Source organism: Isoptericola hypogeus (genome assembly GCF_039531145.1).
Classification (GTDB): Bacteria; Actinomycetota; Actinomycetes; order Actinomycetales; family Cellulomonadaceae; genus Isoptericola; species Isoptericola hypogeus.
On the sequence record NZ_BAAAPM010000008.1, the window covers coordinates 318,418 to 342,105 of the forward strand.

The following is a 23,688-nucleotide window of genomic DNA, read 5'->3' on the forward strand; positions in this document are numbered from 1 at the left end:
AGCGCCCCTCGGACCCGGGCCGCACGTGTCCCGCCGCGAGCTCGTCGTCCTCGGCACCGCGAGCATGCTGCCCACCCGGCGGCGCAACCACAACGGGTACGTGCTGTTCTTCGACGAGACGGCGATCCTGTTCGACCCGGGCGAGGGCACGCAGCGGCAGATGACGCTCGCCGGCGTCTCGGCGACCGACCTCACCCGGATCGCGATCACCCACCTGCACGGCGACCACTCGCTGGGCCTGGCCGGCGTGGCGCAGCGGCTGTCGGGCGACCAGGTGCGCCACACCGTGCCGATCTCGTTCCCCGCCTCCGGAGAGCCGTGGGTGCGGCACCTGCTGGATGCCAGCGCCTACGACCACCACGAGCGGGTGGCGCTGCAGCCCCTCGCCGACCCCGGGCGCGGCGGCGCCGTCGTCGTGCCGCGGGTGCCGGGGGAGCGGGGCGACGTGCCCGCCGCCCCCACGCTCACGGCCCGACCCCTCGAGCACCGCGTGGACGCCGTCGGGTACCGGCTGGACGAGCCGGACGGCGTCTCGCTCGACCCGCGGGCGCTCGCTGCCGCCGGGGTGCCGCCCGGGCCCGACGTGGGCCGGCTGGTCCGCGACGGCTCGCTCACCCTCGGCGACGGGCGCGTCGTGCGCCGGGCGGACGTGAGCGTCGCCCGCCCGGGGCAGTCCGTCGCGTTCGTCATGGACACGCGCCTGTGCGACGCCGCGGCCGCGCTCGCCGACGGCGTGGACCTGCTCGTCGCGGAGTCGACGTTCCTGCACCGCGACGCGGACCTCGCCGAGCGGTGGGGGCACCTGACGTGCCGGCAGGCGGCGCTGCTCGCCGCCGGTGCCGGCGTGCGCCACCTGGTGCTCACGCACTTCTCGCAGCGCTACCGGGTGCCCGACGACCTGCCGGACGCGTTCGAGCGGGAGGCGCGGGAGGTGTTCGGCGGCGCGCTCACGGTGGCCGACGACCTCGACCGGGTCCCGCTGCCCCCGCGCCGCCGCCCCGCCGGTTGAGCCTGCGCCGTCCTGAGCCTGTCGAAGGGTCGAAACCATGGTCTCGACAGGCTCGACCGGCGCGGGGCTGAGCCTGTCGAAACCATGGTCTCGACAGGCTCGACCGCCGAGGGTCCTACAGGACGTCGGCGACGTCGACGGCCTCCAGGCTGTGCGCCTGGGCGACGCCGGGGTTGGTGACCCGGCCGGCGTGCGTGTTCAGCCCGCGCGCCAGCGCCGGGTCGCGGCGCAGCGCCTCGCGCCAGCCGCCGTCCGCGAGCGCCACGGCGTACGGCAGGGTGACGTTGGTCAGCGCGTACGTGGACGTGCGGGGCACCGCACCGGGCATGTTCGCGACGCAGTAGAAGACGGTGTCGTGGACGGCGAACGTCGGGTCGGCGTGCGTCGTGGGGCGCGAGTCCTCGAAGCAGCCGCCCTGGTCGATCGCGATGTCGACGAGCACGGCGCCCGGCTTCATGCGGGCCACGAGGTCGTTCGGCACGAGGACCGGCGCCTTCGCCCCCGGCACCAGGACCGCCCCGACCACGAGGTCGGCGTCGAGCACGGCCTCGGTCAGCGTGAGCCGGTTGGACGCGAGGGTCTGCACCCGGCCGCCGAGCTCGCGGTCCGCCGCGCGCAGGGCGTCGGCGCTGGTGTCCAGCACGGTGACGCGCGCCCCGAGCCCGACGGCGATGCGGGCGGCGTTCATCCCGGACACGCCCGCGCCGACGATCACGACGTGGCCGGCCGTCACCCCCGGGACGCCGCCCAGCAGGACGCCGCGCCCGCCCGCGCCCTTGAGCAGGGTCGCGGCGCCGACCTGCGGCGCGAGCCGGCCCGCGACCTCGGACATCGGCGCGAGCAGCGGCAGCCGGCCGTCGTCGGTCTGGACCGTCTCGTACGCGATCGCCGTGACGTCGCGGGCGAGCAGCTCCTCGGTGAGCGCCTTGTCGGCCGCGAGGTGCAGGTAGGTGAACAGCACCTGGCCCGGGCGCAGCCGCTCGTACTCCTCGGCGACGGGCTCCTTGACCTTCAGCACGGTCTCGGCCGCGTCCCACACCTCGTCCGCGCCGCCCAGGATCTCGGCCCCCGCGGCGCGGTACTCGTCGTCCGTCACGGCGGAGCCCGCACCTGCGCCCGCCTGCACCAGCACGTCGTGCCCGTGGGCCGCGAGCTCGTGCACGCCGGCCGGGGTGATCGCCACCCGGTACTCGTGGTTCTTGACTTCCTTCGGGACGCCGATGCGCATGGTTCTGCCTTCAGTGATCGCGGCCGCGGCTCGTGACCGCACGCCGTCAGGGGGACACGACCGGGGCATGTGACCCCGCTCACCCCCAGTGTGGTGCAGTCGTTCGGTCCTGCGCCACGAGTTCGCGGATCCTTCGGTAGATTGCCGACATGACGCCAGGATCGTCGCCGGCGGCCGCCCTGCGGGGTGGTCGGCCGAAGGATGTTCGCCCGGACGCCTCGTGGGGGCTCGATCGCGGCCCCGAGGCCCCCGTGCGGCTCGACGCCGTCGACCACCGGTTGCTGGCGGCGCTCGCGGAGGACGCCCGCATCCCGAACAACGCGCTGGCGTCGAGGGCGGGCGTGGCGCCGTCCACCTGCCTGGCCCGGGTGCGCCGGCTGAAGGAGGAGGGCGTGATCCGCGGGTTCCACGCCGACGTGGACCCGGCCCGGGCCGGTCGGCCGCTGCAGGCGATGATCGCCGTGCAGATGCGCGGCGCGGCCCGCACCCGCCTGAGCGCCTACCTCCAGCGGCTCGCCGACCTGCCGGGCGTGCTGCACGTCTTCCTGCTCGGCGGGGCGCACGACTTCCTCGTCCACGTGGCCGCGCCCGACAGCGACGCCCTCAACGAGTTCGTCATCGAGCACCTGTCGACCGACCCCGACGTGGCGCTCACCGAGACCAACCTGATCTTCCAGCACGCCCGCGCCGGCTGGTACTGACCCACCCGGCGGTCATCCCGCCCGGTCGAGCAGGGCCCCCGCCGGCAGCGGGAGCGTCATGAACACGCTGTGCGGGTCCAGGGCGTACGAGCCGAAGGGGCCGCACTCCACGAAGCCGTGCCGGGCGTACAGACGGCGCGCGGGGGCGAAGAACTCCTGGGTCCCCGTCTCGAGGCTCACCCGGGCGTAGCCCCGCCCGGCGGCGAGCTCGAGCAGCCTCGCCAGCACCGCGCTCGCGACGCCGCGTCCCCGTGCCGCACGCGCCGTGCGCATGGACTTCAGCTCGCCGTGCCCGGCGGCGCCGGCGCCGTCCGGCGCGCCCGGCGCCAGCTCCGCGAGCGCCCCGCACCCCAGCAGGACCCCGGCGTCGTCCCGCGCCGCCAGGAACGTGACCGACGGCGCCAGCAGCGCCGTGTGGTCGAGGGCGTGCACGGACTCCGGAGGGGACGTCGCGAACATGTCGGCCAGGTGCTCGTCCAGCAGCGCCCGCACGTCGGCGCCGGTCGGGGTCTCCGGGGCGATGATCACGACGGCATCCTCGCCCGCTCGTGTTTCACCGGTGTGTCCGCCCGGCTCGATCAGGGCAGCTGCCCCGCGAGGAGGGCGCTGCCGAGCCGGGTCCGCGAGTGCAGCACCCGGTTCCCCTCGCGCCGGGAGACCACCAGCCCGGCCTCCCGCAGCACGGTGGCGTGCCGGCTGGCCGTGGCGGGCGTCAGGTCCAGAGCCGCCGCGAGCTCGCTCGTGGTGCGGCACCGGTCGAGCAGCGCCAGCGCCCGCGCCCGGGTGGGTCCGATGAGCTGCGCCACCGGCAGCCGCTCCCCGCGGCCGTCGTCGCCCGGGCCGCCGCGTGCCAGCCAGCCCGGGGCCGGGTCGACGGGGTGCACCAGCACCGGGTCCAGGTCGTCGTCCGCGAGCACCACCGGCTCCAGCACGCAGAAGAACGACGGCACGACGGTCAGCGGCCGGCCGCGCAGCGGCACGGTCCGGGTCACCGGGTAGCTCCCCACCCAGGACGCGCCGTCGCGACGCAGCAACGGGTCGAAGCTGCCCAGCATGGCGTGCACCCCGCCACGACGCAGGGCGGCGTCGCGCGCCCCCTGGTCGGCGGCCACCGCGGCCCCCGTCCACGGCAGGTACGGCCCGACGGCGACCGCGTGGTACCGGCGCAACGCCGACCCGAGCCACCGCATCGCCGCGGCCTCGCCGCGGGCGACCCGACGCACCCACGCCGGACCGCCCGCGGGGTACGTGCGCGCCAGCTCCCGCGTCATCCGGCGTCTCGGCGTGCTCAGGACCCGGTCGACGCCCGCGTCCAGGTCCGGCACGTCCGCCGGCGAGGGGGTGAGGAAGTCGGGGAAGTAGGACGCCCAGGGCGCCAGCCGTGCCAACGCCGTCACCGTCGAGGTCAGGCCGGCGGCCGCGATCCGGCGACGCACCTGCCGGCGCCACGGGTCGAACGCCAGGGCGCTCTGGCGGTTCTGCAGGAGGTGCAGGCTCAGCACCGTGTCCCACAACGGGTCGGGGCGCCCCGGCACCCGCAGCCGGGTCATGTCCTCCGCCGTGAGGTCGATCCTGAGCATGCCGCCGCCACCCCCGTCTCCGCCGACCCACGCTATCCGCCGCCGACGCCGCCCACACCTGTTTGCGCCGTCGTCGAATCTCCCCCCGATCCGTGCGCCGACGGCGCGCCCCGCCCTCCCCACCGTCGTCCGGGCCTCGCCGGGCACCCCGGGAAGGAGCGCCGATGGGACTGCAGGTCGATGCCGCCGACGTCTGCCTGCTGGTGGCCGTCGCGTTCGCCGCCGGCTGGCTCGACGCCGTCGTCGGCGGTGGCGGGCTCGTCCAGGTGCCGGCCCTCATGCTCGTGCTGCCCACCGCGCCGGTCGCGACCGTCCTCGGCACCAACAAGCTGGTTGCGATCTCCGGCACGTCCGGCGCCGCCGTCACGTACGTGTCCCGCGTCGGGCTGGACCGGCGCCGGGCGCTCGCGGCCGCCGCGCTCGGCGTGCCGACGGCGCTGCTCGGTGCCGCCACGGCGTCCCGGCTGCCCCGCGACGCCGTCGTCCTCGTCGTCGCCGCCACCCTGCTCGCCGTCGGCGGGTGGGCGGTATTCGCCGGGCCGAAGCCGCGGGCACCGCGAGCCGCCTGCGCGGCCCCCGGCCGCCCGGGTGGCGTCGTCCCGGCGCGGCCCTGGCGCTCGGCCCTGATCCTGGGCGGGGGCGCGTCCGCCGTCGGCTTCTACAGCGGCGTCGTCGGCTCCGGTACCGGGGTGCTCCTGGTGGCCCTGTTCGTGACCGCCCTCGGCACCGACTTCCTGCGCGGGTCCGCGATGGCGAAGGTCGTCAGCCTCGGCAGCGACCTGGGTGCCCTCGCGCTGTTCGGCACGCTCGGGCACGTGCTGTGGCTCCTCGGGGCGGTGATGGCGGTCGCGAACGTCGCGGGCGGCGTCGTGGGCGCCCGGACGGCGCTCGCCCGCGGCGCCGGGTTCGTGCGCGCGGTGCTGCTGATCGTCGTCGTGGCGCTCGTCGTCAAGATCGTGCACGACCAGTGGTTGACCGCGTGACCCCGGCCGCGCGGCCCTCGCGTGCCGCTCGCGGGTGCGCCTCAGGGGGCGTGCACGGTCGGGTCGCCGCGCAGCACGTCCAGCAGCAGCGCGACCACGGCGCCCGGCCGCTCGAGCGCCGGCAGGTGGCCCGCCCACGCCAGCTCCGTGAGCTCGGCCCCCGGCACCTGCGCGGCGACGTGCGCCGCGCTCGCCCGCATGAGGTCCATGTCGTGCGCGCCGGACACAACGTGCGTCGGCACCCGGATCGCCGTCAGGTCGACGTCGACGGGGCCCGGGCCGGGCTCGGGCGCGCCCGCGGCGCTCGCGGCGGCGTCGGCCGCGAGCTGCACCTCGAAGGCCCGGCGCTGCATGCCCGCGAGCGCCTACGCCGCGTCCTCGTCGGCGTCCGGCCCGAGCCAGGTGGCCACGTTCAGCCGCACCGCCCCCTCGACGTCGCCGGCGTCGAGCAACCGAGCCTCATCGGCGTCGAACGCCTCGGACGCCGCCGTGTCCGGCACGCCCGGGGCCGCCGGGCACAGCAGCACCAGCTCGCGCACCCGTGCCGGGTGCCGGGCGGCGAGCTCGAGCGCGACGCGACCGCCGTACGAGCAGCCCACGACCACGGCGTCCGGCACCCCGACGTCGTCCAGCAACGCGGCGAGGTCGTCGGCGTTCGTGTACGCCTCCGCCGACCCGGGCCCGGGCAGCGGCGAGGCGCCGAACCCGCGCAGGTCGGGCCGGATCACGCGGAACGCGTGCGCGAGCGGGGGCGCGACGGCGTCCCACATGCGGCGGTCGGCCACCCCGGCGTGCAGGAGGAGGACGGCGGGGGCGCCGGTGGCGCCGTCGAGGTCGTGCGCGAGGGTCATGGGCCCAGGCTAGGGGGAGCGCGCGCCGGTCGAGCGCCGTCGGGTGCACTCACCCGCGCGGACGCCACCGTTCGGCGGGTCCGGCCTCTACGCCTGGCCCCGATGAGTCCCCGCGAACGCCACCACACGCGCCTCTCCGGGGTCCCGGACGGCGCCCCCATGGTGTTCGCCCACGGGTTCGGGTGCGACCAGTCGATGTGGCGCTTCGTCGCGCCGGCGTTCGAGGACGACCACCGGGTGGTGCTGTTCGACCATGCGGGCTCGGGACGCGCCCACCCGTCGGCGTACGACGCGGGCCGGCACGCGAGCCTGGAGGGGTACGCCCTCGACGTGACCGACCTGCTCGACGACCTCGGGCTCGGGCCCGCCGTGTTCGTCGGCCACTCCGTGAGCGCGATGATCGGGATGCTCGCCGCGACCCGGCGCCCGGACCTGTTCGACCGGCTCGTCCTGGTGGGCCCGAGCCCGCGCTACATCGACGACGACGACGACGGGTACCGCGGCGGGTTCTCGGCCGAGGAGATCGACGGGCTGCTCGCCACGATGGACAGCAACTACCTGGGCTGGTCGGAGCTCCTCGCCCCGGTCATCGTCGGCAACCCGGACCGGCCCGAGCTCGGCGCCGAGCTCACGGCCGCCTTCTGCCGCACCGATCCCGAGCCGGCGCGCCGGTTCGCCCGCACCACGTTCCTGTCCGACAACCGCGCGGACCTCGCCGCGGTGCGCACGCCGAGCCTCGTCGTGCAGTGCCGGCACGACGCGATCGCTCCCGTCGAGGTGGGCCGGTACGTGCACGAGCACCTGCCCGGCTCCCGGCTGGCCCTCATCGACGCCGTCGGGCACTGCCCCAACCTCAGCGCGCCCGACGCCCTCGTCGGCGCGATGCGCGACTACCTGCGGCCATGACCGCGACGGGGCGCGCCCTGTGGTGGGGCTCCGCCCCGGCCGCGCTGCTGCGCCTCGACCTCGACGGGTACGTGCTCGACGCGAACGACACGTTCCTCGCGTGGTGCGGCGGGCCCGGGCACGACCCGCTCGATCCGCGGGAGGTCCTCGGGCGCCGGCTCAGCGACCTGCTCACCGCCGGAGGCCGCATCTACTGGGACACGCACGTGGCGCCGATGCTCGTGCTGCGGGGCCAGGTCGACGACGTGGCGGCCCAGCTGCGCTCCCGCAGCGGCCCGCTGCCGGTCCTGCTGTCCGCGCGGCGCACCGGCGGGGAGGGCGACGGGCACGACGACGCGAACGACGGCATCGACGCCGTCCTGCTGTCGGCGCACCACCGCGACCGGTTCGAGCGCGAGCTCGTCGCCGCCCGGGCGTCGGCCGAACGGTCCGCTCAGCGGCTGCGCTGGGTCCAGGACGCGACGGCGGCCCTGTCGCAGGCCGCGGGCGTCGACTCGGTCGTCGCCGCGCTGCTGACGTCCGTGACGCGCCACGTGTCGGTCGCGACTGCCGAGCTGAGCCCGGCCGCCGCGGAGGCCGCCCCCGAGGGCCGCCTCCACGTCCCGGTCGGAGCCGGCCCCGCCGGGCACGGCACGCTGGTCGTCGTCCCGCACGGGCGCCCCGGCGACGCGCCCGTCGACCCGGACGCCCTGGCGACGATCGCCCGGCACGGGGCCCTCGCGCTGGACCGGGCCCGGCTGCACGAGCAGAGCGTGTCGGTGGCGCGCGAGCTGCAGCACGCGATGCTCACCCAGGACCTGCCGCGCCGCGACGACCTGGCCGTCGCCGCCGAGTACCGACCCGCCACCCGCGGGCTCGAGGTCGGCGGCGACTGGTACGACGCGTTCATGGTCGACCCCACCACGGTCGCGCTCTGCGTCGGCGACGTGGTCGGGCACGGCCTTCCCGCGGCCACGACGATGGGCCAGCTGCGCACGGCGACCCGCGCGCTGGCCGCGCCCGGCCTCGGCCCGGGCGCCGTGCTGCGGCTCGTCGACCGGTTCGTCGGCCGGCACCACGCCGGGTTCGGCGCGACCCTCGTGCACGCCGAGCTCGACACGAGGGACGGCCTCCTGCGGTACGCGTGCGCGGGGCACCCGCCGCCCCTCCTGGTGCGCGCCGACGGGACGGCCCGCTACCTGTGGGACGGGCGCTCGGTACCGCTCGGGGTGCCAGGGCCCCACGCCGGCCGCGCCGCGGGCGCGGTCCGGCTCGACCGGGGCGACGCCGTCCTGCTCTACACCGACGGTGTGGCCGAGCGGCGCGACCGCCCGCTGCACGACGGGCTCGACCGCCTTCTCGCCGTGGCTGCCGCGCACGCCGGTGACCCCGACCTGCCGGCGCTCGTCGTCGAGACGCTCGGCAACGCCCGCGACGACGCCTGCGTGCTGCAGCTCACCTGGTACGGCCGGCCCCCCCGGGGCGGCGCCGGACCCCGCCCCGGCGGGCGGGGGCGACGGGGGTGCGGTAGAGACGTGACGTGAAGCGCATCGGATTCCTGTCGTTCGGCCACTGGACGCCGCACCCGCAGTCGGCCACCCGGTCGGCCGCGGATGCGCTGACGCAGTCGATCGACCTCGCCGTCGCGGCCGAGGAGCTCGGCGCGGACGGCGCCTACTTCCGCGTGCACCACTTCGCCCGGCAGCTCGCGTCCCCGTTCCCGCTGCTGGCCGCCGTCGGCGCCCGCACGAGCCGGATCGAGATCGGCACGGCCGTCGTCGACATGCGCTACGAGAACCCCGCGTACATGGCCGAGGACGCCGGCGCGGCCGACCTCATCGCCGGCGGACGCCTGCAGCTCGGCATCTCCCGCGGGTCCCCGGAGCAGGTGGTCGACGGCTTTCGGCACTTCGGGCACGTCCCCGCCGACGGCGAGTCGGACGCCGACATGGCGCGCCGGCACACCGCGCGGTTCCTCGATCTGCTCGGCGGCGAGGGCTTCGCCGAGCCCAACCCGCGGCCGATGTTCCCGAACCCGCCCGGCCTGCTGCGCGTGGAGCCGCACTCGTCCGGCCTGCGCGAGCGCGTCTGGTGGGGCGCCGGCACGCGCGCCACCGCCGAGTGGACGGCGGCCCAGGGCATGAACCTCATGAGCTCCACGCTGCTCACCGAGGACACCGGGGTCCCGTTCCACGTGCTGCAGGCCGAGCAGCTCCGGCGCTTCCGCGACGCCTGGTCGGCGGCCGGGCACGGGCGGGAGCCGCGCGTGTCCGTGTCGCGCAGCATCTTCCCGATCACCGACGACCGCGACCGGGCCTACTTCGGGGCCGAGGCCGCCAGCACCGACCAGGTCGGGATGCTCGAGGGCGGGCGCGCCCGGTTCGGCAAGACGTACGCCGGCGAGGTGGACGACGTCGTCGCGGACCTTGCCGGCGACGAGGCGGTCGCCGCCGCGGACACCCTGCTGCTCACGGTGCCGAACCAGCTCGGGGTGGAGTACAACGCGCACGTGCTGGAGAACGTCGTGCGGCACGTCGCGCCGGCCCTCGGCTGGCGCTGACGCGGCCGGCTCGCCCCGACCCGGCTGCGCGGGGGCGGCGACCCCCGGCCCTGTGGCCTTTTCATAGAACTCCGGTCGGGATACTGTGCCAAGGCAACGCCGACGCATCCGTCCGTGCCGACGAAGGGGACCGCCCCATGCCCATCCGCCACGACCCGCCCCACGCACCGGGAGCCCGCCATGGTGACGACTGAGCGCCGAGCCCCCGCCCACGCGGCCCCGAACGTCGTGCTGGTGCTCGCCGACGACCTGGGGATCGGCGACCTCGGCTGCTACGGGTCCCCGCTGATCCGCACGCCGCACGTCGACGCGCTCGCGCGCACCGGCCTGCGGGCCGAGGCCATGTACGCGGCCGCCGCCACCGACACGCCGTCGCGCGCCGGGCTGTTCACCGGCCGGCACGGCGCGCGCTACGGCCTGCCCGCCTCCCTGGGTCCGGACAGCACGGCGGGACTCCCTGCCGACGCCGTCACGGTCGCGAGCAGCCTGCGCGCCGCCGGGTACGCGACGGGACTCTTCGGCCAGTGGCGCCTGGGGGGCGCCGAGGGCAGCCACCCCCTGGACCACGGCTTCGGCCGGTTCACGGGCAGCCTCTACGGGACCGACGTCAGCCCCGTCGAATGGGTCGACGGACGCGACGCCGTCGGCGAGCTCGACCCCGCCACCGCGACGCGCCGGATCGCCGACGACGCGGTGTCGTTCGCCCAGGAGGTCGGCGCGGGCGACGGCCGCGGCGCCGCGGGGCGGCGGCCGTACCTCGCGGTGCTGTCCCTCCTCGCGCCGCACGCCCCGTTCGCGGCCGAGGAGCCGGACCGCGGCCGGTCCCGCGCCGGCCTCTACGGTGACGTCGTCGAGACGCTCGACGACGCGGTCGGCGACCTGGTGCGCCGGCTGCGGCGCCTCCGCCGCCGGGACGAGCGCACCCTGGTGGTCGTCACCAGCGACAACGGCCCCGCCTACGAGGGCCGCACCCAGCGCCGGCGCGGGCGCAAGCCCGAGGTGTTCGACGGCGGGGTGCGGGTGCCGTTCGTCGCCTCCTGGCTCGACGGCGGGCGGGGCGTGCGCGACGCCGTGCCGCGGTCGCTGCTCGACGTGACGCCGACGCTCGCGGCGCTCGCGGGCGCGGGCGCACCCGAGGACCTCGACGGCCAGGACTTCTCGGCGCTGCTCACGGGCGGGCGGGCCGCGGACCGCGGACCCGTGCCGCTGTTCGCGGGGCCGCACCTCAACGCGATCCGCTCCGGACGGTGGAAGCTGCACGTCGCGTTCGGGGCGGACCAGCGCCAGTACATGCCGCAGCTGTACGACCTCGAGGCCGACGTGCGGGAGAACTACAACGTCGCGACCCTGCACCCCGACGTCGTCGACCAGCTCACCGGCCGGCTCGAGGCCGTCCGCGCCGACGTGGCCGCGGAGGCGGCCGCCCGCACCCCAGGAGAGGCCGCATGACCGCCACCGTGACCCGACGCTCCGTCCTGGGGGCCGGCGCCGCCGGCCTCGCGACCACGCTCGCCGCCCCGTCGGCGAGCGCCTCGACCCCGAGGTCGCGGACGCCGAACTTCGTCGTCGTGTACGTGGACGACCTCGGGTACGGCGACCTCGGCTGCTACGGCTCGCCGCTCGTGCGGACCCCCGTCCTGGACGGCATGGCGCGCCGCGGCATGCGGTTCACGGACTTCTACTCGGGGTCGCCCGTGTGCACGCCGTCGCGGGCCGCGCTCATGACCGGGTGCTACGGCCCGCGCGTGAACCTGCCGGCGGTGCTGTTCCCGTACCCGCGGGACGTGGACGAGGGCATCTCCGCCGAGGAGACCACGATCGCGGAGTACCTCAAGCGCGAGGGGTATGCGACCGGGATCTTCGGCAAGTGGCACCTCGGGGACCCGGCGTCGCGGGCGGAGCACCACCCGATGGAGCACGGATTCGACCGGTACTTCGGCATCCCGTACTCGAACGACATGGACCCGGTGCCGCTGTACGACGACCGGGAGATCGTGGAGGAGCCCGTCGACCAGGCGACGATCACCCGGAGGCTGTCGGAACAGGCCGTCGCCTTCGTGCGCGAGCACGCCGACGAGCCGTTCTTCGTGTACCTGGCTCACCACCAGCCGCACGAGCCGCTCGCCTCCGAGTTCGCCGGCCGGTCCGCCGCGGGGGCGCACGGCGACTCCGTGGAGGAGATCGACCACTACGTGGGCGTGCTGCTGGACGAGCTCGACGCGCTCGGGATCCGCGAGGACACGTGCGTCGTCTTCACCAGCGACAACGGCCCGTGGTATGTCGGGAGCGCCGGCGACCTGTACGGCCGCAAGGCCGAGACCTACGAGGGCGGCATGCGGGTCCCGTTCCTCGTGGAGTGGCCGGGCGTCGTGCCGCGGGGGGCCACCTACCGGGAGCCCGGCCAGCTCGTCGACCTGCTCCCGACGATCCTCGCGGCCGTCGGCGCCCGGCCCGACCCGGGCCGAGTCATCGACGGGCACGACCTGCTCACCGCGTGGCGCACCGGCCGGCGGGTCGACCGCGGCGACATCTTCTACTACGAGGGGGGCAACGGGCGGCTCAACGCCGTGCGCCGGGGTGACTGGAAGCTGCACGTGAGCCGCGCGGCCGGCCCCTACTTCACGGGCCGCGGGTTCTCGTCGACCGCCGAGACCCCGCAGCTGTTCAACCTGCGCACCGACCCGGAGGAGTCGTACGACCTGTCCGAGCACCGGCCGGAGCTCGTCGAGGAGCTTGCCGACACGATCCGCGCGTTCGACGCCGCGCTCCGGGCCGACCGCGCCGCCCGGTACGGAAGCTGACCGGTTGCCCGGCCGTGCGACGTCACGGCCTGGCACCGGCCTCCGGTCGCGACGGTCGGCCGACGAGCGAGGCCAGCACGGTCGGGGCAGAGCGGCGGTCGACCACGTGCACGCCGTCCCACCCGCCGGACGCCACGCCCGCCTCGGAGGCCCTCACCAGTCGCGGCCGCTGCGCCTGGTACCGCCGCCAGTGCCTCGTGAACGCCCGCCCGCGCACCACGCGCCCCCGCTCCTGCTGACCCCGCCGGGCGTCGTCGAGGCCTACGTCCAGGACCACGAGCACCGGCGACCACCCGCACGCCCGCGCCAGCAGGGCGAGCGCGACCCGGCGCCACCGCCGGGTGGCGGGGTCGTGCACCAGCAGCGTCGGGGGTTCGCTCGCTTCCGGCGGTCCGTCGGAGCCGCGCGGGGCGCCCCGAACGTGGAGCACCGCGCCCAGCACCCGTACGGCGTGCCACGCGTGCACCACCGGGCGCAGCAGGGGGTACGGCGCTCCGGGGAGGCGCGAGCGCAGGCGCTCGCGGGCCGACTCCGAGTCCAGGACCCGCACCGCGGGGACGGCGGTCGCGACCCGGGCCAGTGCCGTGCTCTTGCCCGCGCCCGGCACGCCGCCCACGAGCACGAGCCGGGGACGACGGCGGCCGTCCGGGCCGGGCAGGCCCGCGGACGCCGGGACGGGCGCGCCGGCGTCCCGGCCGGTCGGGGCGCTCGTGGTCGGGTCGATGGTCGTGCGGCGGGTCATCCGCGTCCTCTCACCTGGGGGTCGGCAGCACAGGATGCCACCACCGGATGAGGACATCTCTCATCTTCCGGGCGGGCGCTCGGCCCGGGTGACGCGGACCCGCCCCTACGCTGACGCCATGACCGCCGAACCGGCCGCTGCCTGGTCCACGAGCGACGTCCTCGCCGCCTCCGCTGCCTGGCAGTGGTACCCCGACGACGCGTCGGTCGTCACCGGGGACCACACGATCGTCAACTGGCCCGACTGGTCGCCGCAGGGAGCGGTCGTCCTCGCGGCACGCCCGGACCGCGAACCGGCAGGGCTGCTCGACGAGGCGGCCGACGCGGCCCGCGGCTGGGGTCGCGACCACCTGAGCTGGTGGGTGAGCGGCGCCGACAATCCCGACCTGGAGCCCCTGCTGCGTTCGCGCGGCGCCGAGACCGTCGAGACCGTCGACGTGCTCGCCCGGCCGACCGGGTCCGCCGCCCCCGCCGACCCTGCTGCCGCCGGGATCGACGTGCACCAGGTCACGACCCTGGACCACCTGCGCGACGCCGACGTCGTCGACGTCGCGGTCTGGGACCAGCAGCCCATGGATGCCGCACGGCTCGGGGCCGAGCTCGACGGTCTACGCCCCGCGCCCGACGGCACCGCAGCGGCGCTGCGCGTCGTCGCGTACCTCGACGGCCGCCCGGTCGCGACGGGTGGCGCCACGGTCGTCGACGCGCCCCGACCCCCGCTCGGGCGGGTCGCCCGGCTCTGGGGTGCGGCCACGCTGCCGAGCGCTCGCGGCCGCGGCGCCTACCGCGCCGTCCTGGGAGAGCGGCTGCGCCTGGCGAGCGCCGCGGGCGCGACCCTCGCGCTGGTCAAGGGTCGGGCGGAGACCTCCGCGCCCATCCTCGTCCGCGGCGGGTTCACCCCGTACGCCACGGAACGCCTCCTGCGGGTGCCGCTCTGACGCCGGTCAGCGGCCCTCGCGCCGGTGCCGGCGGCGACGCAGGGTCGCCGGGAGGGTGAGCACCAACGCCGTCCCGATGCCGATCAGCGCACCCAGCCCGTTGGCGAGCAGGTCGCGCTCGTCGGAGACCCGGCCGGGGATGAACCGCTGCGCCCACTCGATGCCGACGGTCATCAGGAGCGAGGACAGCGCGGCCGCCCACCAGCCGCCCGCGCCGAAGAGCAGCAGCAGGAACACCCCCACGGGCACGAACAGCGCGATGTTGGCCACGAACTCCAGCCGGTCGTAGTCCAGCGACTCCAGGTGGCCGCGGCGGTGCAGGGCGTCGAGCGCCCGCACGATCAGGTCCTGCTCGTCCGGGCCGATCGGCTGCGGCGTCAGCGTCAGCCAGCCGACGAACAGCAGGTAGCCGCCGGTCAGCAGGCTCAGGAACGGGTGGCGATGGAACACGGGTCAGTACCGCAGCTCGCGCAGCTGCGGGGGAGAGGTGCGGTAGTCGCCGTATCGCGCCCAGGTCACGCGTACGCGCACCACCACGATCCCGGGGTCCTCGAGCGATCCGGCGAACTGCGGGAACGCCTCCCGGTACGCGGCCGCGCACCGGTCCCGGTCCTCGCCCGTCGGCAGGTCCGCCACGCCCTCGCACTGCACCGTCCGCCCGTCGCTGCCGCCGACCACGACCGCCACCCGCGCGTCGCGCCCCAGGTTCGCCACCTTGCGCGACGACGCCCGGGCGTCCAGCACCAGGTCGCCGTCGTCGGTGGCCGCCAGCGCGAGGTACGCCGCCTGCGGGCCGCCGTCCGGGCCCAGCGTCGACAGCACGCCCTCGCCGTGCTCGCGCACGAACGCCACCAGCGCACCCCGGTCGAGATCCCCGCCGTGTCCCGTCATGCCCGGATCCTAAGGTGGGGGTGTGACCCGTCCGCGCCGCACCACGCTCCTCGGCTCGCCGCTGCCCGTCGTCGCGGCACCCATGGCCGGCGGTCCCACCACGCTCGAGCTCGCCTCCGCGGTCACCGAGGCCGGCGGGTTCGCTATCCTCCCCGGCGGATACCGGACGCCCGACGCCCTCGCCCAGCAGGTCGACGCCGCCCGCGCGTGGGGGCGCCCGTTCGGCGTCAACCTGTTCGTCCCCGACGCCGCCGGCCACGCCGACCCGGCGGTGCTCGCGGCCTACGCCCAGCGGATCGCGCCGGACGCCGCCGAGCATGGTCTGACGTACGCCGACCTCCGGGCCGCGGTGCCGTCCCGCGACGACGACCGGTGGGCGGAGAAGGTGGCACTGCTCGTCGAGCGGCCCGTGCCAGTCGTGTCGTTCACGTTCGGGCTGCCGTCCCCGCGCGACATCCGGACGCTGCGGGCTGCGGGCACCGTCGTCCTGGTGACCGTCACGACGCCCGACGAGGCGGGGGCGGCCGAGGAGGCCGGGGTCGACGGTCTCGTGGTGCAGGGGCCGCACGCGGGCGGGCACAGCGGCACCTGGGACCCTTCGCGCACCGTGACCGACACGGACACCGCCGACGTCGTGGCGTCCGTCGCCGCCCGTACCCGCCTGCCGATCGTCGGCGCCGGCGGGGTGGACGGACCCGACGCTGCCGCGCACCTGCGAGCCGCTGGGGCCGAGGCCGTCGCCGTGGGGACCCTGCTGCTGCGCACCCATGAGTCCGGGACGACCGTGACCCACCGCGACGCCCTCGTCTCGCCCCGCTGCACGGGCACGATCGTCACGCGGGCGTTCACCGGCCGGCCTGCGAGGGCGCTGCGCAACTCCTTCGCCGAACGCCACGACGCCGCCGCACCCGTCGGCTACCCGCAGGTGCACCACCTCACCCGTGAGCTGCGACGCCGGGCGGCCGCCGCGGGCGACGCCGACCGGCTACATCTGTGGGCGGGCACCGGGTTCCGGGCGGCGAGGGCCGTCCCAGCGGCGGACGTGGTGCGCGACCTCGCAGCGCGGTGGTGACGGCCGCACGACGGTGCCCCACGAGCCGCGTCGTGCGGCCCGCGGGGCACCAGCCCGGACCGGCCGTGGCCTCCCGGACTCCGGTCCCTCAGCGGATCAGCGCCGGTACAGCCAGTACGGCTTCGCCTCGTCCTCGAACTCCTCGAGCCCGTCGTCCCACCCGGCCACGATGGTGTCGGGGTCGACGCCGGCCTCGAGCTGGGCGCGCACGTCCTTCGAGCCGCTCAGCAGATCGATCCAGCACTCGTCCGCCGCGGTGCGGCAGGCGTTGCCCTCCCGCCAGTCCACCTCGTCGATCTGCGTGAACAGGGCGTCGAGGACGTGCAGGCCCACCGGGAGGGACTCGTACCGCTCCGCGTCGGTGATGTGGACCTCGATCCCGCCCGAGAACCGACCGACGTGCTTGCTGGCCGACGGCGTCGCAGACATGGGCCGGAACGTCACGCCGCGCAGGCCGCGCGAGTTCAGGTCCTCCGCGAGCGCATAGGACTCGGTCTCGTCGATGAACGGCGCCCCGAACCACAGGAACGGCTTCGTGGTGCCGCGACCCTCCGACACGTTGATCGACTCGATGAGCCCCGTGCCCGGGTACACCAGCGCCGTCTCCCGGGTGGGGATGTTCGGCGACGGCAGCACCCACGGCATGTCCCAGTCGGTGCGGATGTCGTCGGAGCGGTAGCCCGACATCCGCACGACCTCGAGGTCCGCCGGCGTCTCCAGCAGCTCGCCGTTGAAGTATCGCGCCAGCTCCCCGACGGTCATGCCGTGCTGCAGCGGGATCTCCCGCAGCCCCACGAACGAGCTGAGCTCGGGGTAGTCGAGGATCGGGCCGTCAGCCTTGTCGCCCAGCGGGTTCGGCCGGTCCAGGACGACGAACTGCTTGCCGTTCTCCGCGGCCGCCTCCATCGCGTAGTACATCGTCCAGATGTACGTGTAGAAGCGGGCGCCGATGTCCTGGATGTCGAACAGGAGCACGTCGACGTCCTCGAGCATCTCCGGCGACGGCTTCCGCGTCGGCCCGTACAGCGAGTACACCGGCAGACCGGTGCGCTCGTCGACGTAGCTCTCCACGTAGGCGCCCGCCGGCACGCCGCCGCGCACCCCGTGCTCCGGCCCGTACAGGGCCGTCACCTCGTAGCCGCCCGCCTCCTCGCCCGCCACGAGCGCGTCGACGGTGGACGTCAGGTCCTGCGTCACCCCCGTGGGGTTGGTGATGAGGCCGACCCGCTGGCCCTCCAGGAGGGCGGGGTCGTCGAGAAGCCTCTCCACGCCCAGCTCCAGCTGCCCGCGGCCCTGCGAGGGCCAACCCTGCCGGTCCGTCGGTTCTCCCACCGCCAGCGGGGCCGCGACCCCCACGGCGAGCGCGGCCCCGACGGCCACGCTCTTCCAGTTGCGTCGATTCATGTCAGCTGCCTTCCACCGAAGTCGTACGAGAGGGGGTCGGCGGGCGCGGCATGCGCCGCGCCCCCCGACGAAGTGACCGTCCTTGGGCGTCAGCCCCGGCCGTGACCGCCGTAGCGCAGCCCGTACCCGAGCGGGAGCAGCGTGCCGCTGCCGTCCGCCGTCGGGACCGCGACCGGGAGCTTGCCCCACAGGTTGATGTCGCCCGCCAGCGCCCGCACCACCGCCGTGTAGTTGACGACGTTGTACCCGTAGCTGTTCAGCACCGCATCGGCGTCGTCGAACACGTTGACGTCGTACGGGTTACGTGCCGCGACCACGATCACGGGCTTGCCGGTCGCGGCCAATGCGTCCACCATCTGCTGCTGCGCAGCGTTGCCGCTCGCGTTGTTCGAGGCGAAGACGATCGCGTCGGCGCTCGCGGCCGCCGCGACGGCACGTGCCCGGTACGCCGCCGACGGCGAGCTGCCGTTCTCGTACTCCTCGATGACGTCGAACCCCCGGTCGGCGAGCATCGGGCCGAGCCGCTCGGGCCACGCCGACCCGGCGCCCACCATGAGGACGGTGTCCTCGTCCGCCTCCAGCGGGAGCGTGCGCTGCTCGTTGCGCAGCAGCGTGATCGAGCGGTCCGCGATCTTCGCCGCCTGCTCCAGGTGCTCGTCGTTGCCGACGATGTCGTTCACGGCGGCGGGGTCGGCGAACGGGTCGTCGAGCACGCCCCGCTCTGCCTTCCACTCGAGGATGCGGGTGACCGACTCGTCGAGCCGCTCCTCGGTGATCGTGCCGTCCGCGACGGCCTGCTTGACCCCGGCGATGGACGCGTCGACGTCGGGGGAGTTGAGCAGGATGTCCGACCCGGCCTGGATGGCCATGACCGACATCTCCTCCTGCGACCAGTTGTCGGTCATCGCGGCCATGTCGAGGGCGTCGGTCGTGATGATGCCGTCGAAGCCGAGCTCTTCGCGCAGCAGCCCGGTGAGGACGGCGGGGGAGAGGGTGCCCGGGAGGTCCGGGTCGATCGCCTCGACGATGATGTGCGCCGTCATGATCATGTCCACGTCGGCGGCGATCGCTGCCCGGAACGGCAGCAGGTGCTTGTCGAGCGTCTTCCGGTCGTAGGTGACCACGGGCAGGCCGTAGTGCGAGTCCGTCACCGTGTCGCCGTGGCCGGGGAAGTGCTTCGCCGTCGCGCCGATGTGCTTCTGGATTCCCGCGATCTGCCCGGCACCCAACGCGCTCACCAGGTAGGGGTTCTCGCCCATCGACCGGATGCCGATCACCGGGTTCGCGGGGTTGGTGTTGATGTCGACGACCGGGGCGAAGTCGACGTTCACGCCCATGGCGTCCAGCTCGGAGCCGAGGATCTTGCCCTGCTTGTACGCGAGCTTCGGGTCGAACGTCGCGCCGAGGGCCATGTTGCCCGGGAGCTGGGTGGCGGGCGGCCCGATGCGGGCGACGAGCCCGCCCTCCTGGTCGATCGTCACGGCCAGCGGGATGCCGGGGCCGTCCTCGCCGAGGGCCACCTCCTGCAGGCCGTTCGAGAGCGCGTTCACCTGCTGCGGGTTGTTCGTGTTGCCCGACCACGCGAAGTACAGCACGCCGCCGAGGTGGTACTTCTCGACGACCTCGGCCGGGGTGTTCACCCCGTAGCGGGCCTGGTTGCTCGCGGCCATCGACGTGTCGTCGGCCGAGGCGCCGTAGACGTGGGTCCACGTCATCTGGCCGATCTTCTCGTCCAGCGTCATCGCGTCGACCATCGCCGCGACGTCGCTGGTCGCCGGGCCCTTGGTGTCCGCCTGGGCGGGCGCTGTCACGACCGCGGCGCACAGCAGCCCTGCAGCCGCCACCGCCGCCGCCGAGCGCACGAGGCGCTTTTCTCCTGGTTCCTTCACGAGGTCCTCCTGTGTCGGACGGCGCGACGGTGGGTGACCGTTGGACGTCGTTGTCCCGGAGCGCCTGAGGTGGACGTTAGGAGGGCTACCGGCCGGCGTCAAGAGTTTCCGCGATGCATTCGGTTCGGTGAAGGAACTTTCAGCGCCGATGGTTCTGCATGGACGCCTGCGCCTCGGCAGCGACCTTCCGTTGACAGGCAAGTCCATACTTGCCTAACGTGGGGGAGTGGCCGACGAACTCTTCAAGGCGCTGGCCGACCCGACCCGCCGGACGATCCTCGACGAGCTCGTGGACCGGAACCGCCAGACCCTGTTCGAGATCTGCGCGCGCCTGAGCACCAAGCACGGGCTCGCGATCTCGCGCCAGGGCGTCTCGCAGCACCTGGCCGTGCTCGAGGCGGCCGGGCTCGTCGTGAGCCGGCGGGAGGGTCGCTACAAGTTCCACGACATCGACACGACGCCGCTCGGGCACATCGCCGAGCGGTGGGCGAGTCCCGACACGCGGGGGAGTGCCCCATGAAGATCCATCTCACCAGCATCTTCGTCGACGACCAGGCGGCGGCCCAGCGCTTCTACACCGACGTGCTGGGCTTCGTGACGAAGCACGACGTCCCGGTCGGCGCCGACCGGTGGCTGACCGTGGTCTCGCCGGAGGACCCGGACGGCCCCGAGCTGTTGCTGGAGCCGTCCGGGCATCCCGCGGTGAAGCCGTACCGGGAGGCGCTGGTCGCCGACGGCATCCCGCTCGCCGCCTTCGCGGTCGACGACGTGCACGCGGAGCACGACCGGCTGCGCGGGCTCGGCGTGCGGTTCACCCAGGAGCCGCTCCGGACGGGCCCGGTCACCACGGCGGTCCTCGACGACACGTGCGGCAACCTGATCCAGCTCCAGTCCCCATGATGGTTCTCGTGCCGGCCGGTGACTGGCCACCGGTGACCGATGCCCGCGCGGTAGCGAGCCGTTCCGGTGACATGGTGGTCGGACGTCCGCCGATCCGTCCGCGTGAACGCGCGTCCGCCAGGTCGTCGAGGGTGCGTTCGCGGATCAAGCAAGGTGTGGTCGTGGCCAGCGCACGGGTGGGATGCACCCGATGAAGACCTTCTACTTCCACCAACTAAAGAGCCATGGCGACCTGGGTCGCTCATCGACTCAGCACCTGCTGCCCTCGCTTGCTGTCGTCCGCGCCGACAGTCTCAGCAGTGCCCGGAGGCTCCTGCGGGACGTCGGCCTCAGCGCGAAGTCCTATCGGGTTGCGACAGCATCCGAAGCGAGACTCATCGACCACTTCGAGCCAGGCACGGTCGCCTGGACAACCGCCGACATGACCGAAAGCGAGTGGGTGATCGGGCAGACCGTCGACGAATACGTGCGCGAGCACCCAAATTGGGCAGACCCCGCCTGAGCGAGGGTCGGCGCGCGCTGACGTGAGGCAATCTGCCGCCAGGCGCCGGAGCGGACCGGTCGGACGAGGTGCGATTGCATCAGATGCAACTCGCACTGATCTAGCACCGATAATGCACATTATGTCATTTCGCACGGAAGGAGGGGCCCGTGAACCGGCCGGGACCGGTCCCCTGCACCCACAGCTCGCGGGCCTGACGCACCGAACGCCCTCGCCACCCGGAGGTCGCCGGCGAACCGAACCCGCCCCGGCCTGGCGCCGACGTGAAGGCGTCGCGGAAACACGGCGTCGTCACTTCAGCCACGAATGCGCTGAGTACGTCGCGCGCGACGCGTCCACGAGCCGATCGGCGCAGCTCCGTGTCGTCGCCATGTCGTGTCGTCGTCGCGTCGTTGCCGTCGGTACGACGGCGCGGGAACCGGAAATGCGTCTCACAGCGGCGGCGCCCCGACCGTCGCGCCGCCGTACTCGACGCGCACTCCCCTCGAACTCGTGCCCTGCATGCGTGCGGCCCGGCATCTTCGCGCGGACGGACGCCCGTGACTCCGCTCGGCATCGTGCGAGCGCCCACAACGACGAGAGCTCGCCTTCGGCCGGGCCGCGGGCTACACTGAAACGGACATACCTCTCAAACCATTGTGTATGGCACAACACAGTGGTGTGAGGACGGTGGCCGCCGCGGCCGATACCGGCGCCCGCCGTACCGCGGGCCCAGAGTCCCGGGGGCGGGCGCGGTCGCTCCCCTGCACCCACGACGCGCTTCGTCGACGCCCTGCCCCTCGCGCGCCGCGCCCGCGGACGTGGCGCCGTGCCTACCGTCGCGGGACGTGCGTCGTCCGCTCCCCCGGGCGCCCCGGGCGGTGTCGGACCCTCGCCGTAGCCTCGTGCCATGAACCGCTCGTCCGGGCTCGTGGCCGTGGTGTTCCCGACCTCGATCGGCCACTGCGCGATGGTGTGGGACCCGGCCGTCGCGGCCGTCGTCGGTTCCACGCTCCCCCAGGGCGGGGCGTCGGCCGTGCGAGCGGCCGTCCGCCGCTGGTACCCGGGCGCAGTCGAGACCGAGCCGGAGCCCGGCGGGGAGCTGGCCGGAGCCGTGGAGGCGGTCCGCGAGCTGCTCGACGGCGGCACCCGCGACCTGGTGGACCTCCCCCTCGACCTGACCGCGGCGCCGGAGTTCGACGCCCGCGTCTACGGGGTCGTGCGCGAGATCCCGCCGGGCAACACCCTCACCTACGGCGAGGTCGCCGAGAGGCTCGGCATGCCCGGCGCCGCGCAGGCGGTGGGCCAGGCCCTCGGGCGCAACCCGTACCCCCCGATCGTGCCCTGCCACCGGGTGCTGGCGGCCGGCCGGCGGGTCGGCGGCTTCTCGGCCCGCGGAGGTCCACGCACCAAGCTCCGCATGCTGGCCGCCGAGGGTGTCCACCTCGAGCAGCCCACGCTCTTCGACCTCTGACGGACCCGCCCGCCGCAGCGCCGGCGAACCGAGGGCGGGCGCCGGTGTCGGTGCCTGCGCCTACCGTGTCGTCCGGACGTCGCCGCAGGTCACCCGCCTGGACCGGCGTCCGGAAAGGACAGGAGGAACCCGATGGTCGCGCCGCCCCGGCTCAACCGTGTCACCGTCGCCGACGCCGCCGACCGCTACCTCTCGTCGGTCCGCGTCGAGGCGGTGCGGGGAGTCCTGTCCCCCGCCACCGCCCGCAGCTACGAACGCGACGTCACGGAGCTGGCACGGCTGCTCGGCGCCGGGCGCGTGCTCGACGACGTCACCGGGGACGACGTCGACGACGCCCTCGTGCGCTACCAGTCCAGCCCCGACGGCCGGTACGCCGACCCGGCGCGCAAGGGCGCGCCCGGCCGCTCCACCGCGACCGTCAACCGGTTCCGGCAGTCCGTGACCAGGTTCTTCACCCACGCCGCGCGCGAGTGCTGGGTGCAGGCCGACCCGATGCAGTGGGCATCGCCGCCCGCCAAGGTGCGCGACGGCCTGCGCGTCGCGCGCACGGCGCTCTCCGCCTCGGCCGCCGAGGCGCTCCTGCGCACGACGGCGGCGGGGCCCGTACCCGAGGCCCGGGCGGTCCCGGCCGCCGGCGCGGAGCGGGCACCCCGCGCGGACCAGGCGCTCGCCCTGCGCGACCGGCTCGTCATCGCGCTGCTGCTCGTGCTCGGCCCACGCGTGTCCGAGCTGGCCCGCGCCGACGTGGCGGACTTCGCCCGGGAGCCCGGCGAGACGCGCTGGCGCATCGTCGGCAAGGGCGGGGGCACGCGCACCGTCGCCCTGTCTCCCCCGCTGGCCACGGCCCTCGAGGACTACCTCACCGGGCTGCGACCCCGCCTGGCCGCGCGGCGGGACGACGACGCCGACGCCCAGCGGGCGCTGCTGCTCACCTGGCGGGGTCGCCGGGTCGACACGCAGGCGGTCCGAGCCCTGCTCGCTCGCGCCGTCGAGCGGATGCCCGCCCCGTACCGGCGTCCCGCCACGCCGCACGCCCTGCGGCACACCACCGCCACCCTCCTCGTGGCCGAGGGCTGGGACGTCAAGGTGGTCGCCGAGCTGCTCGGCCACCGGTCGATCGCCACCACCGGCGTCTACCTCGACCGGATCGAGGGGGAGCTCGGCGCGGCGATCCGGTCCCACCCCCTGTCCGCCGAGCTGCTGCGGCGTGACGAGCACGACTCTCGCACCGAACCGCCGGAAACCGACGAACACGACAGGTCGGCGCGCGCGGGCCCTCGGCCCTCGCTACGGTGAACCC

Annotated in this window: 25 protein-coding genes; 15 read left to right on the forward strand and 10 right to left on the reverse strand. The window is 75.0% G+C overall.

Translation table 11 applies throughout. From position 1 onward, the window contains the following. Positions 1-25: 25 nt before the first annotated feature. Complete coding sequence (locus ABD254_RS17110; protein WP_344249846.1) at positions 26-1,009, forward strand: ribonuclease Z; 984 nt, start codon at positions 26-28, stop codon at positions 1,007-1,009. Between the two features lie 115 nt (positions 1,010-1,124). Here the strand turns inward: ABD254_RS17110 and ald are convergent, their stop codons facing one another. Next, positions 1,125-2,237 (reverse strand): alanine dehydrogenase, encoded by a 1,113-nt coding sequence (gene ald / locus ABD254_RS17115; protein WP_344249847.1) that lies wholly within the window; start codon positions 2,235-2,237, stop codon positions 1,125-1,127. 149 nt (positions 2,238-2,386) lie between these two features. Between ald and ABD254_RS17120 the strand changes: the two genes are divergently transcribed. Continuing rightward, a complete protein-coding gene (locus ABD254_RS17120; RefSeq protein WP_344249848.1) occupies positions 2,387-2,938 on the forward strand; it encodes an Lrp/AsnC family transcriptional regulator in 552 nt (183 codons plus the stop codon). A 12-nt stretch (positions 2,939-2,950) separates the two neighbouring features. On the opposite strand, the gene ABD254_RS17125 is transcribed toward ABD254_RS17120, so the two are convergent. Both ABD254_RS17125 and ABD254_RS17130 read right to left on the reverse strand, forming a co-directional pair. Next, positions 2,951-3,466, reverse strand: a complete 516-nt coding sequence (locus ABD254_RS17125; protein WP_344249849.1) for a GNAT family N-acetyltransferase — start codon at positions 3,464-3,466, stop codon at positions 2,951-2,953. 50 nt (positions 3,467-3,516) lie between these two features. Continuing rightward, positions 3,517-4,518: a helix-turn-helix domain-containing protein gene (locus ABD254_RS17130; RefSeq protein WP_344249850.1), complete on the reverse strand. Its 1,002-nt coding sequence runs from the start codon at positions 4,516-4,518 to the stop codon at positions 3,517-3,519. A gap of 164 nt (positions 4,519-4,682) precedes the next feature. On the opposite strand from ABD254_RS17130, the gene ABD254_RS17135 reads away from it, so the two are divergent. Then, entirely contained in the window at positions 4,683-5,501 is an 819-nt protein-coding gene (locus ABD254_RS17135) for a sulfite exporter TauE/SafE family protein (RefSeq protein WP_344249851.1), read from the forward strand. 41 nt (positions 5,502-5,542) lie between these two features. Here the strand turns inward: ABD254_RS17135 and ABD254_RS17140 are convergent, their stop codons facing one another. Together ABD254_RS17140 and ABD254_RS17145 are read right to left on the reverse strand one after the other, a co-directional pair. Then, positions 5,543-5,854: an alpha/beta fold hydrolase gene (locus ABD254_RS17140; RefSeq protein WP_344249852.1), complete on the reverse strand. Its 312-nt coding sequence runs from the start codon at positions 5,852-5,854 to the stop codon at positions 5,543-5,545. A gap of 12 nt (positions 5,855-5,866) precedes the next feature. Next, a complete protein-coding gene (locus ABD254_RS17145) occupies positions 5,867-6,352 on the reverse strand; it encodes an alpha/beta fold hydrolase (protein WP_344249853.1) in 486 nt (161 codons plus the stop codon). 102 nt (positions 6,353-6,454) lie between these two features. Here ABD254_RS17145 and ABD254_RS17150 point away from each other — a divergent pair, with 102 nt between their 5' ends. The 5 genes from ABD254_RS17150 (at position 6,455) to ABD254_RS17170 (ending at position 12,598) form a co-directional block, all read left to right on the forward strand. Further along, positions 6,455-7,258, forward strand: coding sequence for an alpha/beta fold hydrolase (locus ABD254_RS17150; RefSeq protein WP_344249854.1), 804 nt, complete (start codon positions 6,455-6,457; stop codon positions 7,256-7,258). Further along, positions 7,255-8,781 (forward strand): SpoIIE family protein phosphatase, encoded by a 1,527-nt coding sequence (locus ABD254_RS17155; RefSeq protein ID WP_344249855.1) that lies wholly within the window; start codon positions 7,255-7,257, stop codon positions 8,779-8,781. Before ABD254_RS17150 ends, ABD254_RS17155 begins: the two co-directional genes overlap by 4 nt. After that, entirely contained in the window at positions 8,778-9,797 is a 1,020-nt protein-coding gene (locus ABD254_RS17160; RefSeq protein WP_344249856.1) for an LLM class flavin-dependent oxidoreductase, read from the forward strand. The genes ABD254_RS17155 and ABD254_RS17160 overlap by 4 nt, the downstream gene beginning before the upstream one ends. Before the next feature lie 180 nt (positions 9,798-9,977). Further along, complete coding sequence (locus ABD254_RS17165; RefSeq protein ID WP_344249857.1) at positions 9,978-11,246, forward strand: sulfatase-like hydrolase/transferase; 1,269 nt, start codon at positions 9,978-9,980, stop codon at positions 11,244-11,246. After that, positions 11,243-12,598, forward strand: coding sequence for a sulfatase family protein (locus tag ABD254_RS17170; RefSeq protein ID WP_344249858.1), 1,356 nt, complete (start codon positions 11,243-11,245; stop codon positions 12,596-12,598). Before ABD254_RS17165 ends, ABD254_RS17170 begins: the two co-directional genes overlap by 4 nt. 22 nt (positions 12,599-12,620) lie before the next feature. On the opposite strand, the gene ABD254_RS17175 is transcribed toward ABD254_RS17170, so the two are convergent. Continuing rightward, the gene (locus ABD254_RS17175; RefSeq protein ID WP_344249860.1) at positions 12,621-13,340 is read right to left on the reverse strand and encodes an ATP-binding protein; all 720 of its coding nucleotides are present in this window, start codon (positions 13,338-13,340) and stop codon (positions 12,621-12,623) included. A gap of 118 nt (positions 13,341-13,458) precedes the next feature. Between ABD254_RS17175 and ABD254_RS17180 the strand changes: the two genes are divergently transcribed. Next, positions 13,459-14,277, forward strand: a complete 819-nt coding sequence (locus ABD254_RS17180) for a hypothetical protein (RefSeq protein WP_344249862.1) — start codon at positions 13,459-13,461, stop codon at positions 14,275-14,277. A 6-nt stretch (positions 14,278-14,283) separates the two neighbouring features. On the opposite strand, the gene ABD254_RS17185 is transcribed toward ABD254_RS17180, so the two are convergent. Together ABD254_RS17185 and ABD254_RS17190 are read right to left on the reverse strand one after the other, a co-directional pair. Then, positions 14,284-14,727 (reverse strand): VanZ family protein, encoded by a 444-nt coding sequence (locus ABD254_RS17185; RefSeq protein WP_344249863.1) that lies wholly within the window; start codon positions 14,725-14,727, stop codon positions 14,284-14,286. A 3-nt stretch (positions 14,728-14,730) separates the two neighbouring features. Continuing rightward, positions 14,731-15,168, reverse strand: coding sequence for a pyridoxamine 5'-phosphate oxidase family protein (locus tag ABD254_RS17190; RefSeq protein ID WP_344249864.1), 438 nt, complete (start codon positions 15,166-15,168; stop codon positions 14,731-14,733). A 22-nt stretch (positions 15,169-15,190) separates the two neighbouring features. Here ABD254_RS17190 and ABD254_RS17195 point away from each other — a divergent pair, with 22 nt between their 5' ends. Beyond that, on the forward strand, positions 15,191-16,240 hold the full coding sequence (locus ABD254_RS17195) for a nitronate monooxygenase (protein WP_344249866.1): 1,050 nt from the start codon (positions 15,191-15,193) through the stop codon (positions 16,238-16,240). 96 nt (positions 16,241-16,336) lie between these two features. On the opposite strand, the gene ABD254_RS17200 is transcribed toward ABD254_RS17195, so the two are convergent. Beyond that, the gene (locus ABD254_RS17200) at positions 16,337-17,644 is read right to left on the reverse strand and encodes an exo-beta-N-acetylmuramidase NamZ family protein (RefSeq protein ID WP_344249867.1); all 1,308 of its coding nucleotides are present in this window, start codon (positions 17,642-17,644) and stop codon (positions 16,337-16,339) included. A gap of 89 nt (positions 17,645-17,733) precedes the next feature. Further along, complete coding sequence (locus ABD254_RS17205) at positions 17,734-19,533, reverse strand: glycoside hydrolase family 3 protein (protein WP_344249868.1); 1,800 nt, start codon at positions 19,531-19,533, stop codon at positions 17,734-17,736. A gap of 226 nt (positions 19,534-19,759) precedes the next feature. Between ABD254_RS17205 and ABD254_RS17210 the strand changes: the two genes are divergently transcribed. From ABD254_RS17210 to ABD254_RS17230, 5 genes are all read left to right on the forward strand, one after another. Next, positions 19,760-20,053: an ArsR/SmtB family transcription factor gene (locus tag ABD254_RS17210; protein WP_344249869.1), complete on the forward strand. Its 294-nt coding sequence runs from the start codon at positions 19,760-19,762 to the stop codon at positions 20,051-20,053. Further along, positions 20,050-20,433 carry a VOC family protein gene (locus ABD254_RS17215; protein WP_344249871.1) on the forward strand — a complete coding sequence of 128 codons (384 nt, stop codon included), beginning with the start codon at positions 20,050-20,052 and terminating at the stop codon, positions 20,431-20,433. Before ABD254_RS17210 ends, ABD254_RS17215 begins: the two co-directional genes overlap by 4 nt. Before the next feature lie 190 nt (positions 20,434-20,623). Continuing rightward, complete coding sequence (locus ABD254_RS17220) at positions 20,624-20,935, forward strand: hypothetical protein (RefSeq protein WP_344249873.1); 312 nt, start codon at positions 20,624-20,626, stop codon at positions 20,933-20,935. A gap of 889 nt (positions 20,936-21,824) precedes the next feature. After that, positions 21,825-22,388: a methylated-DNA--[protein]-cysteine S-methyltransferase gene (locus tag ABD254_RS17225; protein ID WP_344249874.1), complete on the forward strand. Its 564-nt coding sequence runs from the start codon at positions 21,825-21,827 to the stop codon at positions 22,386-22,388. Positions 22,389-22,520: 132 nt separating this feature from the next. Next, the gene (locus tag ABD254_RS17230) at positions 22,521-23,684 is read left to right on the forward strand and encodes a tyrosine-type recombinase/integrase (RefSeq protein WP_344249875.1); all 1,164 of its coding nucleotides are present in this window, start codon (positions 22,521-22,523) and stop codon (positions 23,682-23,684) included. Positions 23,685-23,688: the final 4 nt, after the last annotated feature.